This is a genomic window from Pseudomonas putida, from assembly GCF_050990305.1.
Lineage (GTDB): Bacteria > Pseudomonadota > Gammaproteobacteria > Pseudomonadales > Pseudomonadaceae > Aquipseudomonas > Aquipseudomonas putida_AH.
The window spans coordinates 4,457,845-4,476,082 of the sequence record NZ_CP158817.1 but is presented as its reverse complement, the minus strand read 5'-3'; the positions used below and the strand labels follow the sequence as shown (position 1 = coordinate 4,476,082).

The following is an 18,238-nucleotide window of genomic DNA, read 5'->3' as shown; positions in this document are numbered from 1 at the left end:
CGCGTTTCAATCCCAGAGCGGTGCAATACCTTTCGGGCTGGTCAGGCGATGGCCGCGATCCAGGCCGGCGATCAATGCCATGTCGGCATCGCTCAGCTTCATGGCGCAGGCCTTGAGGTTGCTGGCGAGGTTGGCGGTTTTGGTGGAGGAAGGAATCACCGCATGCCCCAATTGCATGGCCCAGGCCAGGGTGACTTGCGCCGGGGTCGCTTGCAGGCGGTCGGCAATCTGGGCAATGACCGGGTCCTTGAGCACTTCGCCATAGGCCAGGGTCATGTACGAGGTGATGTGGATGCCCTGGCTGTGGGCGAACTCGACGACCTTGCGGTTTTGCAGGTACGGGTGCAGTTCGATCTGGTTGGTGGCGATGTGCTCGGCACCGACGGCGGCGATGGCTTGTTGCATCAGGTCGACGGTGAAGTTGGAGACACCGATCTGGCGGGTCAGGCCCAGGCGCTTGGCTTCGAGCAGGGCTCCCATGAATTCTTCGACCGGCACGGCATCTTCCGGCGACGGCCAGTGGATCAGGGTCAGGTCCAGATAATCGGTCCGCAGTTTTTGCAGACTTTCTTTCAGGCTTTCGATCAGGCGATCGCCAGCATAGTTGGCGACCCAGATCTTGCTGGTGATGAACAGGTCTTCACGAGGAATGCCGCTGGCCGCAATGGCCTCACCGACCTCGGCTTCGTTCTCGTAGATTTGCGCGGTGTCGATGGTCCGGTAGCCCAGTTCAAGGCCAGTGCTGACCGAATCGATGACCACTTGGCCTTGCAAGCGAAAGGTACCCAGACCGAAAGCGGGGATAGACATGTAGGACTCCAGAGGTTGCAGTGGGAATGGGCACGAGTATCCGCGCTGGCACCCGTGAGAAAAACCGCTGGATGGGCAAAGCAATGTTTACCGCAGGTCAAGAATCTGGAGTCAGTCTGATGAGTTGGTGGTGTTCAGTCCGGCGCCATCGCGGGCAAGCCTTGCTCCTACAGGGCTGGGGGTGTTCGCGATATTTTTGAACAATACACGTCCGTAGGAGCAAGGCTTGCCCGCGATGGGGGCGGCTCGGTCCTCGTGCCTTACCCAGCGCTTCAAAAATCATGCAGGTCGTTGAGTCAGTCGCTTACTTGCGCCCGCCCACATCATAAGCTCGTGCTGATCATCGTTCTGCAGGTGGAACGATGAAGCCGGTTTTTGCTGTCTAGCGCCATATTGTTCATGGTTTTAAGCTGTATTCATGGCTTTACCCACTTTTCAGGAGACACCATGAAAAACATCATCGGTATCTACACCAGCCCGCGGGCCCATTGGGTCGGCGACGGTTTCCCGGTTCGCACACTGTTTTCCTACGACAACCTGGGCAAGCACATCAGCCCGTTCCTGTTGCTGGATCACGCCGGCCCCGCGCAATTTACCCCGACGACCGAGCGGCGTGGCGTGGGCCAGCACCCACACCGTGGGTTCGAAACCGTGACCATCGTTTACGAAGGTGAAGTGGAACACCGCGACTCCACCGGCAGCGGCGGCAAGATCGGTCCCGGCGATGTGCAATGGATGACAGCGGCTTCAGGGATTGTTCATGAGGAGTTTCATTCCGAAGACTTCGCCAAGCGCGGCGGCACCCTTGAAATGGTCCAGCTGTGGGTCAACCTGCCCGCCAAGGACAAAATGGCCGATGCCGGTTACCAGGGCATTTTGGATCGCGATATCCCGCGCATTGCCCTGAAGGACAATGCCGGCAGCGTGCGTCTGATCGCCGGAGAGTTCGACGGCCAACAGGGGCCGGCGCGCACCTTCACACCGATCGATGTCTGGGACTTGCGCCTCAATGCCGGCAAGTTGCTCAGCCTGGATCTGCATGAAGGACGCAACACGGCGCTGGTGGTCCTGCGCGGTTCGGTTCAGATCAATGGACTTGAATCGGCGCGTCCGGGGCAGTTGGCACTGTTCGAACGCGATGGCGACCGACTGACCCTTGAAGCCAGCGAGGACGCGGTGGTGCTGCTGCTCAGCGGCGAACCGATCGACGAGCCCATCGTCGGTCACGGCCCGTTCGTGATGAACACCGAGCAGGAAATCCACCAGGCCTTCGCCGACTACCAGTCCGGGCGCTTCGGCCGGATGCAGGGTTAAGCAACCCCATCGCCCCCCCTGTAGGAGCTGCCGAAGGCTGCGATCTTTTAATCTTCGGCGGCTTTCAATTGGTTAAAAACCAAGATCAAAAGATCGCAGCCTTCGGCAGCTCCTACAATGTATGCGATATTGCATTAATGGCCCTTGCTGGAGTTGCTTGATGCTGTCATTGCTCGCCGAACACCCGCTGATCTGTGCCCTGATCCTGCTCCTGATCGATCTGGTGTTATGGCGCTTTGTCGGTGCCAGCCACCACAACTGGAAACTCCTGGTGCGGCTGGTGATTTTCTCGTTGTACAGCCTGCTGCTGTTCAACGAAGGCCTGAACCCGATGGAGCCCGCCCCCTGGGTCGACAATGTGCCATTGAACCTGGCGGCCACCGGCCTGCAAATCGCCTGGTGGTTGTTTGCCGCACGCACCCTGACAGTGTTGATTGGCGCGGTGATGATGCAACGGGTGGGGCATACCGGGCGCCTGTTGCAGGATCTGCTCGGCGCGGTGATTTTCCTGGTCGCGGTGATCGCGTCCATGGCCTATGTGCTCAATCTGCCGGTCAAGGGCGTGCTGGCCACCTCTGGCGCCCTGGCGATCATCGTCGGCCTGGCCCTGCAAAGTACCCTCAGCGACGTGTTTTCCGGGATTGTCCTGAACACCACCAAGCCCTATCAACTGGATGACTGGATCGCCATCGACGGCACCGAAGGCCGGGTGATCGACATCGATTGGCGGGCCACGCGGCTGCAAACCTCCGAAGGCAGCATGATCGTGATTCCCAACTCGCTGGCGGCCAAGGCCAAGATCACCAATTTCAGCCGACCCAGCGATATGTTCGGTGTTTCGATCAGCTTGCAGGTCAGCCCCCATGTGCGCCCGCACACCGTGATCGATGCCCTTGAGCGGGCGATGCAGGGCTGCCGCACGCTGTTGAGTTCACCTGGTCCGAAAGTGGCGCTCAAAAGCTCGAACGCCGCCGGCACGGAATATGAAATCAGCGGTTTCGTCGCTTCGATGAGCGAAAAGCGCTCGGTGCGCAATCAACTGTTCGATCTGGCGTATCGGCACTTGAAGGCCGCCGGGGTCGACCTGCTGTCGAGCGTGGAGCCCAATCCGCAGGGCGACACCTCACGGCCACGGGCGCTGCTCGAGAGCTCGCCGATCTTCTCGACGTTACGCCAGGAAGAAAAAGAAACCTTCAGCCAGAACATGAACCTGCAGACCTTCCGCGCTGGCGAGACGATCCTGGCGGCGGGGGAGGTCAGTCATCACTTATTCATCATCGAGTCCGGCGTGGTATCGGTGACATTGAGCGTGCACGGTTCGTCCATCGAAACCGGGCGCATGGGGCCGGGGGAGGTGATCGGCGAAGCGGGGATCCTGACCGAGAGCTCGTCCAAGGCTGAATTCAGCGCGAAGACCTTTTGCTCGCTGTATCGCATTGAAGAGAGTTACCTCAAACCTTGCCTGGACGCCCGCCAGGACATCAACGACGCCATGAAAACCCTGTTGGATTTCCGTTTGCACAAGGTGCAGACGCTGACTCAGGAAGTGCCGGTGGTGGTGCGTAAGAAAGGGTTTTTGCAGTGGTTGCTCAAGCGGGCGGGTTGAGTTTTACAGCGCCAGGCCGCTGCGCGGATAGCAGGCACGGCTTCGATCGTGGAGCACGCGTTTTCGTTGACGCCCATCGCGGGAAAGCCTCGCTCCTACAGGATATCCACTGTCTGTAGGGGCGAGGCTTTTGTCATTTCGCACTTTATTGAGCGGTTGTCGCCAGTGGCCTCCTCGACTTCCCGAAGATTGGCTATTTGTACAAGACGTCGGTGGGACTAACGTATCTGCACACCCACTTGTCCTGGAGCCTGTCATGCAGTCCCGTATCGATTTCTACACCGCAAGCCCTGATGCCCTCAAAGCCATGATTGCCCTGGAAACCGCCGTTTCCAAACTGCCACTGGAAAAGCCCCTGATCGAACTGGTCAAGCTACGCGCCTCGCAAATCAATGGCTGTGCCTTCTGCATCGACATGCACACCACCGATGCCATCAAGGGCGGTGAAACGACCCGTCGCCTGTTTGCCGTCACCGCTTGGCGCGAAGCACCGTTTTTCACCGACCGCGAACGCGCCGCCTTGCTGTGGACCGAATCCCTGACCCAACTGAGCCTGACCCACGCTCCGGACGAAGACTACGAGTTCGTCAGCAAACAGTTCACGCCCAAGGAAATGGTCGACCTGACCGTGGCGATCAACACCATCAACAGCTGGAATCGCTTGGCGGTGGGCTTCCGTAAAATGCCGCAAGCCTGAAATCCTCTAATAACTGTAGGAGCGAGCCTGCTCGCGATGGCGGTCGGTCAGTCACATCAACGTTGAATGTGCCGACGCCATCGCGGGCAAGCCTCGCTCCTACAGTCGGTGGAGATCCTGTAGGAGCGGGCTTGCCCGCGATAGGGCTCAATGCGCATCCGCACTCGGCGCTGGCGGTGGTTGCACCTTGCGCATCAAGGGGACCATCGCCGTGGCGATGATGAAGCAGGCCATGATCATCAGGAACGCGTCGCCATAGGTTTGGGTTTGCGCTTCGCGGTAGGTCAGCAGCCATAGTTGGTGGAGGCTCGCCGTGACACCGACATCGCCGCTCTGGCCGAGGGTGGCGAAGTTGTTGCCGACTTGCGACAGCCACTGGTTCATTGCTTCATTGGTGCTGTTGAGGTTTTCCGCCAACCGGGTGAAGTGCAGGTTGGTGCGATCGTTGAGGATGGTCGCGCAGGCAGCGATGCCGATGGCGCCACCCAGGTTACGCATCAGGTTGAACAATCCCGAAGCATGTTTGAGCCGCGCCGGTGCCAACCCGCCCAAGGTCAAGGTCACCGCCGGTGGCACTGCCAGTTGCTGTGCAATCCCGCGAAAGGCTTGTGGCAGCATCAATTCCCTGGCGCCCCAGTCATGGGTGATCGGGCTGAAATCCCACATCGACAGGGCGAACAGTCCAAGGCCGGTCATCATGATCCAGCGCAGGTCGACGCGGTTGGCCAGAAAGGCATACAGCGGAATCGCCATGAGTTGGAACACACCGGTGGAGAAAACCGCCAGACCAATGTCCAGCGCGCCATAGCCGCGTACCCGACCGAGAAACAGCGGCGTCAGGTAAATGGTGGCGAACAGGCCGATCCCGGTGACGAACGAGAAGAAACAGCCGAGGGCGAAGTTGCGATCCTTCAGGGCACGCAAATCGACGATCGGATTGGCCACGTGCAGGGTCCGGCCGATGAAGGCCAGCCCGGCCAAGCCGCTGATCCACGCAGTGGTCAGAATCGTGCGGTCACTGAACCAGTTCCAGCGCGGGCCTTCTTCGAGGGTGTATTCCAGGCAACCGAGGAACAACGCCAGAAACACCATGCTCAGATAGTCGGCGCCCTTGAGCAGCGACAGTTCCGGTTGGTCGATCTTCACCAGCATCGGCACGACCACTGCGACAAATATCCCCGGCACCAGGTTGATGTAGAACAGCCAGTGCCAGGAGGACACGTCGGTGATCCAGCCTCCGATCACCGGGCCGAGGGTGGGGGCCAGCGAAGCCACGGCTCCGATGGTGGCGGCGGCAATCACTCGCTGCTTGCCATTGAAGAAAACGAACGCCGTGGTGAACACCATCGGAATCATCGAACCGCCGACAAAACCTTGCAGAGCGCGGAAGGTGATCATGCTCTGGATGTTCCAGGCCACGCCGCAGAGCAGGCTGGTCAGGGTGAAACCCACGGCGGAGGCACAGAACAGCCAGCGCGTGGAGAACACCCGCGACAACCAGCCGGACAGCGGGATCACAATGATTTCGGCGATCAGGTAACTGGTTTGCACCCAGGCGGTTTCGTCGGTGCCGGCCGACAGGCCACCGCCAATGTCACGCAGCGAGGCCGAGACAATCTGGATGTCCAGCAACGCAATGAACATGCCGACGCACATGCTGGCGAAGGCGAAGACCTTGGTCGCCGTGGCCATGTCCGCGGCATTGAACGGTTGCGCCGGGACGGCGAGGGCGCGGCTCATGGCGCGCTGGCCACGGCTGGCGCATCCGGCGCTTCACGGGTGTCCACTTGCGCGGTGACCGACAGGCCCGGACGCAGGTGACCGAGCACGCTGTCGGCCGGATCAAGGTGAATCCGCACCGGCACCCGCTGCACGATCTTGGTGAAGTTGCCGGTGGCGTTTTCCGGTGGCAGTACGCTGAATTGTGAGCCGCTGGCCGGCGCCAGGCTGTCCAGATGACCGTGGAAGGTCTGCCCCGAAAGCACGTCGGCATGAATCACCACGCGCTGCCCCGGCACCATGCGCGCCAGTTGGTCTTCCTTGAAGTTGGCGTCGACCCATAACCCACTCGATGGCACCACCGACAGCAATTGCGAACCGGCCTGGGCATAGGCGCCGACCCGCGCCCGGCGATTGCCGATTACGCCATCGACCGGTGCCCGCAGTTCGGTGTAACCGACATTCAGTTGCGCCAGGTCACGTTCGGCCTTGGCTTGAATCAAGGCGGCGCGGGCTTGCTGTTTCTGTGTGGCGATTACGTTCAACTGCCGTTGCGTCGCCAGCAGTTCAGCCTGGGCGCGGCTGCTTTGGGCCTGGGCGGTCTTGAACGTGGCATTGGCCCGCTGGGCGCTTTCCACCGAAACAGCGTTGGTGCTGACCAGTTTTTTATAGCGGGCATCGTCATCCCGCGAACGGGCGGTTTCGGCCCCGGCGGCATCGATACCGGCGCGGGCCTGGCCGATGACCGCCTGTTGCAGTTGTTCGATGGCGTCGAGATTGGCCAGCAGGGCCTCCTGCGCCGCCACTGCGCCTTCGGCCTTGGCCAGGGTGGCGCGGTAATCCCGGGAATCGAGGCGGATCAGCACATCGCCGGCCTTGACCTTCTGGTTGTCGGTCACCAGCACTTCGTCGATGTAACCGGCGACCTTCGACCCGATCACCGTCACGTCGCCGCCGATGTAGGCGTCGTCGGTTTCCTCGATGAAACGGCCGGTGGTCCACCAATGAGCGCCATACACACCGGCCAGCACCAAGGCAGCGATGCCGACGGTAGGCAAAAGCAGGCGTTTGAGCAGGGGAGGCTTGGGCGTGATTACCGGGACAGCCAGGTCGGGCTCAACGGAAGGCATGCTGGTCATGGAGGGCTACCTGTAGGAAACGGCATTTAATTACGCATGTAATATGACGCATGTCATATTTAGTCGCAATTTATTTTTGCTGCCGATCGTCAGGTGGTATCGCAGGGGAATGAGATGGGGTGATCGCTGAAGAACTACTGTAGGAGCGAGCATGCTCGCGATAGCGGTTTATCAGTCAGTGCTTTATTGACTGGAAGGACGCCATCGCGAGCATGCTCGCTCCTACAGGGGGTTGGTGTTATCAGTTATTGGGCGGCCAACCGCGCACTGGCCATCGCCAGTCCATCCTTGCCATCGCGGCTGCTCACGCCGGAAAGCCAGGCCTGCAACACCGCCGGGTTGGCCTTCAACCAGGCTTTTGCTGCCGCCCTCGGTTTCTGGTTCTGATTCAACACCGCATCCATCAACTGGTTCTCCATTGCCAGGCTGAACTCCATGTTCTGCAGGACCTTGCCGACGTTGCTGCATTCAGTGAGGTAGCCCTTGCGCACGTTGGTGTAGACCGTGGCCTGGCCGTAGTTCGGGCCGAAGTAGTCATCACCGCCACTGAGGTACTTCATCTTGTTGCGGGTGTTCATCGGGTGCGGTTCCCAGGCCAGGAACACCATCCATTCGTTCTTGCGGGTGGTGCGCTTGAGTTGCGAGAGCATCGCCGCTTCGCTGGATTCGATGATCTTGAAGTCCTCCAGGCCGAAGGCGTTCTTATCGATCATGCTCTGGATCAACCGGTTGCCGTCGTTGCCCGGTTCAATGCCGTAAAGCTGGCCGTTGAGTTTGTCCTTGAATTTGGCGATGTCGGCAAAGTCATGCAGCCCGGCGTCGTACACGTAGTCGGGCACGGCCAGGGTGTATTTGGCGCCGTGCAGGTTGGCGCGCACGGTCTCCACGGTGCCGGCGTCGCGGTAGGGCTTGATGTCGTTTTCAGTGGTGGGCATCCAGTTGCCGAGGAACACGTCCAGTTCCTTGCCGGACGACAAGGCGCGGTAGGTCACCGGGATCGACAGCAGGGTGGTTTTGGTCTTGTAGCCCAGCGATTCCAGCACTTCGCTGGCGACGGCGGTGGTGACGGTGATGTCGGTCCAGCCGACGTCGGAAAAGCGCACCGTGGCGCAGGATTCCGGTTCGGCGGCGTGGGCGAGCAACGGAATACTGAGGGATGCAAGCAAGAGCAAGGCTTTCATGGATCGACTCCTCAAGGTGCTGTTGTTCTTGTTTTGGAATTTCACAAACTTTGCTGTGGCGAGGGGATTCATCCCCGTTGGACTGCGCAGCAGTCCCCTTCTGTTTAGGGATAAGCGGGGCTGCTTCGCAGCCCAACGGGGATGAATCCCCTCGCCACAGGGTTGTATTCGCTTTAAGTGGTCGGTTGATCGACACCAAACCAATTCAGCGCCGCCGGCTGGGTATTGAGGTAGATGTGCTTGAGTTCGGTGAACTCATCGAGCCCGGCCCGGGACAGTTCGCGACCAATGCCGCTGGACTTGTAGCCGCCCCATGGCGCCTGCGGGAAAGCGGCGTTGTAGTCGTTGATCCACAGGGTCCCGACCCGCAACCGCTTGGCCATGCGGTACGCCTTGCCAATGTCTCGGGTCCAGACGCCGGCCGCCAGGCCATAGGGCGTGTCGTTGGCCAGCTGCAGGGCCTGGGCTTCGCCGCTGAAACGCTCGACAGTGATCACCGGGCCGAAGATTTCTTCCCGGGCGATGCGCATATCGGCCGTAACGTTGCCGAGCAAGGTTGGGCGCAACCAGAAGCCTCGATCGAACTGCTCGGGGATCGTGCCACCGGCCAACAACGTCGCGCCTTGTTCGACGGCACCGGCAATCATCGTCAGGATCAGGTCGCGCTGGCCGGCGGAAATCAACGGGCCCATTTGTGTGGATTGATCGAGGCCACTGCCCAGGCGAATTCTTGAGATGCGTTGCTGTAATGCCTCGACAAACCGATCATGAATGCTGTCTTCGATCAACAGTCGCGAGCCGGCCGAGCAGATTTGCCCGGCATTGAAAAACACCGCGTTCAGTGCCTGATCCAACGCCACCTCGAAATCGGCGTCGGCAAACACGATGTTCGGATTCTTGCCGCCCAGTTCCAGGGCCACGCGCTTGAAGTTGCCGCTGGCGGCGCGCATCACCTTGCCCCCGGCACCCGCACCACCGGTCAGCGACACTAGGTCTACGTCATGGCTGGCGGCGAGTACTTCACCGACATCCCCGCCGCCGCACAACAGATTGAATACACCGTCGGGTACACCGGCCTGGGCCAGCAGGGCGGTCAGGCGATGTGCCGTCATCGGTGTCAGGCTGCTGGGTTTGAACACCACGGTATTGCCGGCGGCCAGGGCCGGGGCGATTTTCCACACCGCTTGCAGCAGGGGGTAGTTCCACGGTGCGATCAAGGCGCACACGCCCACGGGTTCGCGCTGGTTGAAGCTGATGACATGGGCCGGCGCATGGCTGTTGACGCTGGCGCTTTCGCTTTCCAGCAGTGCCGCGTAATAGCGGAAGGTTGCCACCACGTTGCCGATGTCGCCAAGGCTTTCGCCCAGGGTTTTACCGGCGTTGAGGGTTTCCAGGCGGGCCAGGTGCTCGGCGTCCTGTTCGATCAAGGCAGCGATTTTTTGCAGCAGTTGTGCGCGTTCGGTCACCGGCATTGTCGGCCAGGGGCTGTGATCGAACGCCAGGCGCGCGGCGTCGATGGCCTGCTGTGCATCCACGGCATCGGCGACGGCCACCTGTGCCAGCACTTCCTCGGTGGCAGGGTTGATCACATCGCGATAGCGCTGCACCTGTGGCGCCTGCCAATGGCCCGCGATGAACAAATGAATCTGCAGCATGGGCGTCTCCAGCCAGGTGGGTCGTGGCCGTCACTATGGCGGTGGGCGCGGGGGCGCTCTTGATCAAACGCGGCATAAGCGCGCCGTTTTCCAGCAATTGCGGCGCTGTGAAATAACGGCAGTCAATGTCGTTTCCCATCAAGTGCGCGCAAGACGCGTCTCTACACTGCCAGGCAACCGATCAACCTCTGTGGAGTACGGGATGAGTCAATCCGTTGAGCAACTGAGAATTCGCCTGGCCTGTGCGTTTCGCTGGGCCGCGCGGCTGAACTTGCACGAATCCATCGCCAATCACTTCAGCGTGGCGGTGTCCGGGGACGGTCGGGAGTTTTTGATCAACCCTTACGGCAAGCACTTCTCACGAATCAGGGCCAGCGATTTGCTGCTGGTCAACGCCGATGACCCGGCTAGCCTCGACCGCCCGGACGCGCCGGACATTACTGCTTGGGCCTTGCACAGCGCCTTGCATCGCAACCAGCCCCATGCCCGATGCATCCTGCACACCCATTCGAAATATGCGACGGCATTGGCGTGCCTCAAGGATTCGCGGCTGCCGCCCATCGAGCAGAACTGCATGCGTTTTTTCGAGCGCGTGGTCATCGATGACGGTTTTGACGGAATGGGGCTGGGGGACGAGGCCGAGCGGGTCAGCCGCCTGTTGGGGGGCAAGCCGATTCTGTTGATGGGCAATCACGGCGTGTTGGTGGCGGCACCGAGCATCGCCCAGGCGTTTGATGATCTGTATTACTTCGAGCGGGCGTGCGAGACCTACATCACCGCGCTGTCGACGGGGCGTGAGTTGCGCATCGCCAGCGATGACATCGCGCGCAAGACCTGCCGGCAATGGCTCGAGTATCCGGGCTTTGCCGACAAGCATTTCAATGCACTGATGGGAATTCTGGACGAAGAGGAACCTGAGTACCGCCTAATGACTGCCGGTCACCGGGATCTGTAGGAGCCAGGCTTGCCGGCGAAAGCGTCCTCAAAAGCGCCTTCGCCGGCAAGCCTGGCTCCTACGAAAAGCAAAAAGCGAAATGCAGTTGCGTCAGAGCGCCTTCGCTGGGGCAGGAGCCCGAGTACCGCCGTGTGACCGCCGAACAGCGAACCCCGTAGGAGCCAGGCTTGCCGGCGAAGGCGTCCTCAAATACGCCTTCGCCGGCAAGCCTGGCTCCTACGAAAAGCAAAAAGCGAAATGCAGTTGCGTCAGAGCGCCTTCGCTGGAGCAGGAGCCTGGCTCCTACGAAAAGCGATTGCCTCACTACACCTTGGCCGGTCGTTGCTCCTTGCGCAGCGGCTGGCGCATCACGGGGGCGGTCCAGACCTGGCTGCGGTCTTCGCTGGGGGGGCAACCGAAGCGGGCGCGGTAGGTGCGGGAAAAATGTTCCAACGAACCAAAGCCCGAGCAGGCGGCAACCTGGGCCACGCTCAGGCGCGTCTGTTGCAACAAGCTGTGGGCCTTGGCCAGCCGCAGGGTGAGGTAATACTTGAGCGGCGACAGGCCGGTCTGATGTTTGAATTGCCGTTCCAGTTGCCGTCGCGACAACCCGACCTGGCCGGCAATCGCTTCGCAATCCAGCGGCTCTTCCAGCGCCTGTTCCATCAACTGCACCGCCCGGCGAATCTTGTTGCCGTACATCCCGGTGCTGGTCAGGCCGCCGTCGAGCTGGTTGTCCGCCGGCGCCCGCACCTGGCCCATCAGCAAGTGCATGCCGATTTCCCGGGCCAGTTCGCTGTCGACACTCTGTCCGATCCAGCCCAGCAACATGTCCAGCGTGGTGGTGGCGCCGGCGCAAGTCATGCGTTGGCGTTCCAGGGTGTAGAGCTGCGGCTTGGCATGGACCCGTGGATAACTTTCCTGAAAGCCCTGCAAGTTGTCCCAATGCACCGCCGCTTCATAACCGTCGAGCACACCAGCCGCCGCCAGCAACTCGGTGCCGGTTTCCACCCCCATCAACACCGCACCGAACAGCGCCTGTTTGCGCAGCCAGCTCTTGAGCGCCAGGTTGCGGCTGTGTTTGTGCACATCGAAACTGGCGATCACCAGGCACACATCAAAGCCCTGATCGGTCTTCAGACCGTCATTGGCGACGGTGGTCAAGCCGTTGCTGGCTTGCACCGGTGCGCCGTCCAGCGACAACAACGACCACTGAAACAACTCACGTTGGCTCAGCCAATTGGCAATCGCCAAAGGCTCCAGCACCGCAGCCAGGCCGAAGTTGGAAAACGACGGTAGCAGCAACACCGCGACCCGCAACGGCGCGACATCGCCGCGCCGCCAGGTGAAACGGGTTTGAGTGTCATCGAACGATTGATTGCTCATGTGTGATCTCTATCGTTGCCGTGTCTGCCATTGCGGGTGAATCCATGCTGGTGCATCCGATGCCGGCAAAGATTGCCTGCCACGAATCATGTCACTGGCTTTCTCCGCGATCATCACCGTCGGCGCATTGGTGTTGCCGCTGACGATAATCGGCATGATCGAGGCGTCCACCACCCGCAAACCGTCGAGGCCATGCACCCGCAAGTGCGGGTCGACCACCGCTTCGGCATCGCTGGCCGGGCCCATCTTGCAGGTGCCGCTGGCATGGTAGCCGGTTTCCGTGACTTGTCGGGCCCAGGCATCCAGCGCTGCATCACTTTGCGCGTGGGCGCCGGGTACCAGTTCCTCGCCCCGGAACGCCGCCATCGCCGGTTGCGCGATGATCTCGCGCACCAGCCTGGCACCTGCACGCATGTCCGCCCGATCCTGCTCGGTTTTCAAGTAATTGAACAGGATGCGCGGTGGTTGTTTGGGGTCGGCACTGTTGAGCGTGACGCTGCCCAGGCTGGTGGGGCGCATCAGGTCGATGTGGATCTGGAAGGCATGGCTTGGCACCAGGTCGACGCTGCCGGGTTTCACCGCCAGCGGCATGAAGGTCAGTTGCAGGTCTGGGTGTTCGACGCCGGCCCGGGAGCGGATGAACGCCCCGGCTTCAAAATGATTGCTCGCCGCCAGTCCGTCGTGGGTGGCGAACCAGCGGGCACCGATCCACCATTTGCCCGGCGCGGTGGTCCAGGGGTATAGCGATACCGGTTTTTTGCACAGGTACTGCACGACAGTGTCCGGGTGATCGTTGAGGCGCCGGCCGACGCCGGGCAGGTCCTTTTTGACCGTGATGCCCAGATCGCGCAATTCAGAGGCCGGACCTACGCCTGACAGCAACAACAGCTGTGGTGAGTTGATCGCACCGGCGGTCAGCAGCACTTCGCGCCGGGCAAACACCTGATGGGTTTCACCGCTCTGTTCGTACTCGATACCAATCGCGCGTTGGCCTTTGAACAGGATGCGCAACGCCAGGGCATCGGTGCTCACGCGCACATTGCCCCGGCCCAGCGCTTCACTCAGATACCCGCGCGAGGTGCTCCAGCGCCGTCCGTTGCGGGTGGTGCGATCCACCGGGCCGAAGGCTTCCTGGCGATAGCCATTGAGATCGTCGCTCAAACCATAGCCAGCCTCGGCGCCGGCCTTGAGAAACGCCGCGCATAACGGCGTTTGCGTGTCGCCGGGGGTGACGTGCAGATGCCCGGTCGCCCCGCGATAATCATCCGCACCATCGGCATGGGCCTGTGCCCGTTTGAAGTACGGCAGCACGTCCTGATAACTCCAGCCGGTGCAGCCCTGTTCGGCCCAGGCGTCGTAATCACGGGCATGGCCACGGATGTAAACCATGCCATTGATCGACGACGAACCGCCCAGGGTCCGGCCGCGAGGCGTGCCGATACGGCGGCCGTTCAGGTACGGTTCCGGCTCGGAGCTGTAGCTCCAGTTGTAGCGCGTACCGCCGACCACCAGCCCGACGGCGGACGGCATGTCGATGGTCCAACTCTTGTCCGCCGGCCCAGCTTCCAACAGCAGGATTTGCACGGCGGGGTCCTCGCCGAGGCGATTGGCCAACACGCAGCCGGCGGACCCTGCGCCCACGATCAGGTAATCAAACTCATGGTTGGCCATGGTTCGTTTTGCTCCATAAATGAAGGGTCACAACACCGATCCCCTGTAGGAGCTGCCGCAGGCTGCGATCTTTTGATCTTGTCCTTTAAAAGCAAAGTCAAAAGATCGCAGCCTGCGGCAGCTCCTACAGGATGTGGGTGGGTTCAGATCGCGGAATCTCCATGAATCCCGTTGAACACCAACCGGTGGAAGTGGTGCACCAGATGCTCGCTTTCATTGCTGCGCTGGGCATCGATCATGTAGCGGCCCTGGTCATAACCCAGTGAACGCAGGCCTTTCTGCACCGAAATGTTCAGGGCAATGTCTTCCGGCCCCAGGTCCTCGTTCATCCACTTCATGCATTGCTCGCTGACTTTCGCGGTCTCGGCGTTGCTGGAGTAGTAACCGAAGCGCAGCAGCGAGCGCTCGGCGTCCAGTGGAATCATGATGAACGACCCCAAAAACTCCGAGAACGGGAAGGTGTAGAAGGTGTTGTTTGGCCACATGCCGATGTTGAAGAAGCACTCGTCCGGGTTCAGGTCCTTGCGCAGCGGCACGCCGTAGGCTTCGGTCACCGAGAGATTGGCCGGGGCGATGTAGGTCCACCAGTTGTCGCGTTTGGTCAACTGATAGCCCTTGAAGTCGATCAGCTTGGCCAGGTCGATATGGCACGGCCCCGACAGCTTGAAGTGATAACCCTCGATGGAGTTGTCCATGATCACCTTCCAGTTGGCCGGCACGATCACGTCTTGTTCCTCGATCAGGCGCATGTTGGCCAGGTCCGGGAACACCCGGCGCATTTCTTCATCGGCACCGGGGAATAGGTCCCGCAGCGACGGGGCTTTCGGGTCGAGGTTGAAGTAGATGAAACCGCCCATTTCCTCGGTGCGGATCTGCGGAATGTTGAACTGCTGCAACTCGAAGTTCTTCATCTTCTCGCAACGGGGCGCGCTGCGCAGGCTGCCGTCCATTTCGTAGCACCACGAATGATAGGCACAACGCACCACGCCTCCGGTGGTGCCGCGACGCTCTTCGAGCAGGCGATTGCCGCGATGCTGGCAAACGTTATGGAAGGCATGGATCTGCCCCTGCCGATTTTTGGCCACCACCACGCTCTGGTCGAACAGATCCGTCACCACATACTGCCCAGGCTCGGCAAACTCACTCACGTGCCCGGCCACATGCCAGGCGTGCATGAAAATATTGTCGCGCTCGGCCTTGAACAGGGTCTCGTCGTAGAAATAGCGCGAGGGCAGGGTGAAGGCTTCTTCCGGGTCCTGATGATCCCAGCCATCGATCGAACTGTGAGCCTTGAGGGTGTGGTTGTTTTGCATGGGGACAATCTCCTCGGTGCCTGGCGCCGCACGGTACGGCTTGCTGTTGTGGGTCCTAATCTAGGGGGCGAGGAAGTGGGGGGATTGATGGAAAGCGACCAGTTGCAGGGGGAAAACATCAAAGGGAGATCCGCTGCAAAGCGAAAAGATCGCAGCCTGCGGCAGCTCCTACAGGAGGACGCGTTCCAAATGTAGGAGCTGCCGAAGGCTGCGATCTTTTGATCCGCTTAAGGACAATTAAACCAAAAGTTGCGCCTGCAAGCGGCGCCCGATGACATCCATCAAGTCACAACCGTCGCACAGTGAGGTCACCAGAACTCGAGCCAATTCACTGTGAACGCCTTCGCTGAGCGCAAAGCTTTCCAGCAGTTGAGCCGCGGTACGGATGCGGTAGGCCGCGGTTTCGTGCAATACGTCCAGTGGTGCTTCGGTATCGATCAGAAGAGACGGGATTTTGCAGTCGATGCCGGTGATAGGCATGTATCGATCCATGACAAATAAACCTCCTGATGGGAGCGGACACCTGATCAACCAGCATTAGTTTTTGGCGCAGCCGCAGGCAGACCGCCCGGTGGGTCGAGGTTATCCAGCGCCCGATTAACCAAAAGCTCACCAAGCACAGCCAGTTGCTGAATAGCCAGCATCACATTGCGACGCGAGCCTTCCAGTTCGCACGCGAGATCGGTGGCCATGACGTTCAGGGACGCGAGGGTTTCGCAGGCGTGACAGAGCAAGGACTCCGTGTCGATGTTTGGAATGATGGTGAAGACGTGGCTGACAGGGTCAGGGCGACTTGGATGGCGCAAGCGCGCGCTGACCAGGGGTTCGGTGATGTCGGATAGCTTGGAAACATCGATGTCTTCAGAGGCCGAACGGTCGGGTGATTCTGGAGAGTTTGTTGTGGTCTTTTTCAATTTCGGAGCTCCTAGCAACGTTAAGAAGTGCCGGTTCCATAGCATCAATCAGATCTGGTTGACGGTGATATGAAGTTGACTGGCCGGTAATTTATTACCAGAAAATTCAGTTTGATTGATCAAAAAAATGAACATCTATGTAATTAAATGATTCATGTTTTGTTGTCTTCCCTGATTCTGTAGGTTTGTTCTTCAGGTAAGTTGTAATTTCTGTAAGAGATATCTTTCAGGTAAGTAGGCTAGGTCTGTAGGAATTAATCTTTAAATAATTGAGGGAAACATTATTTGACGGTTGTTTAGCGCGGTTGCAATATTGTTTTTGCACAGGGGTAGGGTGCAGGTCTCACAGGAAATCATCTGTGTCGGTGTTTGATGGGGAGAGGTGGTTACTTGATGCATAAAAAAGAAAAGACAGAGAAGCTGAAGAGTAATATTAAGTACTTGATAAAAAGTCGTGGCGAAACGCGGTTGTCATTGTGTAACTCCAGTGGTCTGACCAGGACGACGATTTACAACATCTTAGAGGGGAGGGTTGTTAATGTTCAACAGTCCACTATACGTAAAATATCCGATTTTTTTGGAGTGTCTTATAAAGAGATTGAAACTATTGATTTTGAAGAGAGGGAAGTGATTGAAAGTAGTATTTCCCTACTGGGAAATACAAATCCGGCGGCAGTGCCTATCATAAGAGAGGGCTTGTTACTTCAGAGTCTCGATAGACGAATCGGTGAACTGGCTGCAACTCATCCCCTTACCTACTATTTTGGTGCGGCTTGCAATTTGATCGGTGTTTTACTGGAAAATAGAATAAGTGATGTCAATGAGGCTGGTGATTTGTTAATAGTGAAAAAAGGGATGTGGGGAGGCGGTAAGGAGAATTTAGTGTGCGAAAAGGCAACTGGGAGGTTGTTTTTAACCAGTGATCCAACACCTGATTTAGGTGCCGTTTTTATTGTGGGAGAAGTAGTCGAGGAGAGGTTTAATGGTCGCTGAGCATGAATGTAGCCGATTCAAACTTCTGGGGTTTGAAAATAAAAGCCTTGCTGTAATCATGGTTATCTCCACGGGGAAGATTATCAAGATCAAGCTCAGTGATTTACTGAAAAGCGAGATTTTCGATAGCCTGAATAAAGTTGAGATAAAGGATGTGTATAGAAAGTTCTACTCGGGTGGAGCTGCATTGACGGTATATGAAATAAGTGATCGTCATGAACGGTCGTGGATGACCTATGTCGTTCTCAATCTGACGTTACTCGCTCTTTATGTTTTTACCAATATTGCTGCGGTTAAACTCATTTATATAGAGTATTTTGACGTTGTTGTGACGCCAGGCGTTTTTCTTTATCCACTGACGTTCTTGATTGTCGATCTTTTGAATGAATCTTATGGTCTAAGGCTGGCGCGAAGAGCTATATATTTTTCCTTCGTGAGCAATGCTCTTATATTGCTCGCGCTAACTTCGGTTAGCCATTTTCCAGGCCTGTCGGGGTGGAAGCTTGATGGGCCTTATGGTGAGGTTGTGGAGCATGTTTCATCTGTGTTGGTTGCCTCGTCGGTCTCTTTTCTTTTTTCGGAATATGTTAACTCGTATTTGCTGTGCAGGATAAAAGAGCTCACCCGTTCGCGCTTTCTATTCTTGAGGGTTTTTTTCAGTACTTTTTTTGCGGTGATAATAGATAGTTTTGTTTTTTGCTTTATTGCGTTTTATGGGGTTATGGAAAGTAGTAAGATCCTTGAGATGGTCTATGTTCAAGTAGTCATTAAAATGTGTTTTGCTGTTTTCAATGTGCTGCCCGCTTACGGAGCAAGGTCATTATTCAGGAAGTACGTAACAGAAAATCAAGCCGCATAAGGCAGAGGGCATGAATCAATTGGTATTGGTTCATGCCCTACATGCCT

The 18,238-nt window shown here is 58.5% G+C and carries 16 protein-coding genes; 6 read left to right on the top strand and 10 right to left on the bottom strand.

The features are described from left to right. Positions 1-6: 6 nt before the first annotated feature. A complete protein-coding gene (gene dkgB, locus ABTV22_RS20120; RefSeq protein ID WP_433736240.1) occupies positions 7-810 on the bottom strand; it encodes a 2,5-didehydrogluconate reductase DkgB in 804 nt (267 codons plus the stop codon). A 447-nt stretch (positions 811-1,257) separates the two neighbouring features. Here dkgB and ABTV22_RS20115 point away from each other — a divergent pair, with 447 nt between their 5' ends. From ABTV22_RS20115 to ABTV22_RS20105, 3 genes are all read left to right on the top strand, one after another. After that, complete coding sequence (locus ABTV22_RS20115) at positions 1,258-2,124, top strand: pirin family protein (protein ID WP_433736239.1); 867 nt, start codon at positions 1,258-1,260, stop codon at positions 2,122-2,124. A 160-nt stretch (positions 2,125-2,284) separates the two neighbouring features. Then, complete coding sequence (locus tag ABTV22_RS20110; protein ID WP_433736238.1) at positions 2,285-3,730, top strand: mechanosensitive ion channel domain-containing protein; 1,446 nt, start codon at positions 2,285-2,287, stop codon at positions 3,728-3,730. Positions 3,731-3,986: 256 nt separating this feature from the next. After that, entirely contained in the window at positions 3,987-4,427 is a 441-nt protein-coding gene (locus ABTV22_RS20105; RefSeq protein ID WP_433736237.1) for a carboxymuconolactone decarboxylase family protein, read from the top strand. Positions 4,428-4,574: 147 nt separating this feature from the next. On the opposite strand, the gene ABTV22_RS20100 is transcribed toward ABTV22_RS20105, so the two are convergent. The 4 genes from ABTV22_RS20100 to ABTV22_RS20085 form a co-directional block, all read right to left on the bottom strand. Further along, positions 4,575-6,167, bottom strand: a complete 1,593-nt coding sequence (locus ABTV22_RS20100) for a DHA2 family efflux MFS transporter permease subunit (RefSeq protein WP_433736236.1) — start codon at positions 6,165-6,167, stop codon at positions 4,575-4,577. Further along, positions 6,164-7,285, bottom strand: a complete 1,122-nt coding sequence (locus tag ABTV22_RS20095) for an HlyD family secretion protein (RefSeq protein WP_433736235.1) — start codon at positions 7,283-7,285, stop codon at positions 6,164-6,166. Before ABTV22_RS20095 ends, ABTV22_RS20100 begins: the two co-directional genes overlap by 4 nt. Positions 7,286-7,530: 245 nt before the next feature. Beyond that, positions 7,531-8,466, bottom strand: coding sequence for a choline ABC transporter substrate-binding protein (locus tag ABTV22_RS20090; RefSeq protein ID WP_433736234.1), 936 nt, complete (start codon positions 8,464-8,466; stop codon positions 7,531-7,533). Positions 8,467-8,639: 173 nt separating this feature from the next. Continuing rightward, positions 8,640-10,121: an aldehyde dehydrogenase family protein gene (locus ABTV22_RS20085; protein ID WP_433736233.1), complete on the bottom strand. Its 1,482-nt coding sequence runs from the start codon at positions 10,119-10,121 to the stop codon at positions 8,640-8,642. Positions 10,122-10,323: 202 nt separating this feature from the next. On the opposite strand from ABTV22_RS20085, the gene ABTV22_RS20080 reads away from it, so the two are divergent. Continuing rightward, positions 10,324-11,076 carry a class II aldolase and adducin N-terminal domain-containing protein gene (locus tag ABTV22_RS20080; protein WP_433736232.1) on the top strand — a complete coding sequence of 251 codons (753 nt, stop codon included), beginning with the start codon at positions 10,324-10,326 and terminating at the stop codon, positions 11,074-11,076. 303 nt (positions 11,077-11,379) lie between these two features. Here the strand turns inward: ABTV22_RS20080 and ABTV22_RS20075 are convergent, their stop codons facing one another. From ABTV22_RS20075 to ABTV22_RS20055, 5 genes are all read right to left on the bottom strand, one after another. Further along, complete coding sequence (locus tag ABTV22_RS20075) at positions 11,380-12,441, bottom strand: GlxA family transcriptional regulator (protein WP_433736231.1); 1,062 nt, start codon at positions 12,439-12,441, stop codon at positions 11,380-11,382. Positions 12,442-12,450: 9 nt separating this feature from the next. Then, positions 12,451-14,112, bottom strand: a complete 1,662-nt coding sequence (locus tag ABTV22_RS20070) for a choline dehydrogenase (protein WP_433736230.1) — start codon at positions 14,110-14,112, stop codon at positions 12,451-12,453. A 143-nt stretch (positions 14,113-14,255) separates the two neighbouring features. Next, entirely contained in the window at positions 14,256-15,425 is a 1,170-nt protein-coding gene (locus ABTV22_RS20065) for an aromatic ring-hydroxylating oxygenase subunit alpha (protein ID WP_433736229.1), read from the bottom strand. Positions 15,426-15,662: 237 nt separating this feature from the next. Continuing rightward, positions 15,663-15,917: a hypothetical protein gene (locus tag ABTV22_RS20060; RefSeq protein ID WP_433736228.1), complete on the bottom strand. Its 255-nt coding sequence runs from the start codon at positions 15,915-15,917 to the stop codon at positions 15,663-15,665. A 35-nt stretch (positions 15,918-15,952) separates the two neighbouring features. Then, positions 15,953-16,339 carry a DUF6124 family protein gene (locus ABTV22_RS20055; RefSeq protein WP_433736227.1) on the bottom strand — a complete coding sequence of 129 codons (387 nt, stop codon included), beginning with the start codon at positions 16,337-16,339 and terminating at the stop codon, positions 15,953-15,955. A gap of 393 nt (positions 16,340-16,732) precedes the next feature. Between ABTV22_RS20055 and ABTV22_RS20050 the strand changes: the two genes are divergently transcribed. Together ABTV22_RS20050 and ABTV22_RS20045 are read left to right on the top strand one after the other, a co-directional pair. Then, a complete protein-coding gene (locus tag ABTV22_RS20050; RefSeq protein WP_433736226.1) occupies positions 16,733-17,332 on the top strand; it encodes a helix-turn-helix domain-containing protein in 600 nt (199 codons plus the stop codon). After that, positions 17,322-18,191 carry a queuosine precursor transporter gene (locus tag ABTV22_RS20045; protein ID WP_433736225.1) on the top strand — a complete coding sequence of 290 codons (870 nt, stop codon included), beginning with the start codon at positions 17,322-17,324 and terminating at the stop codon, positions 18,189-18,191. Before ABTV22_RS20050 ends, ABTV22_RS20045 begins: the two co-directional genes overlap by 11 nt. Positions 18,192-18,238: the final 47 nt, after the last annotated feature.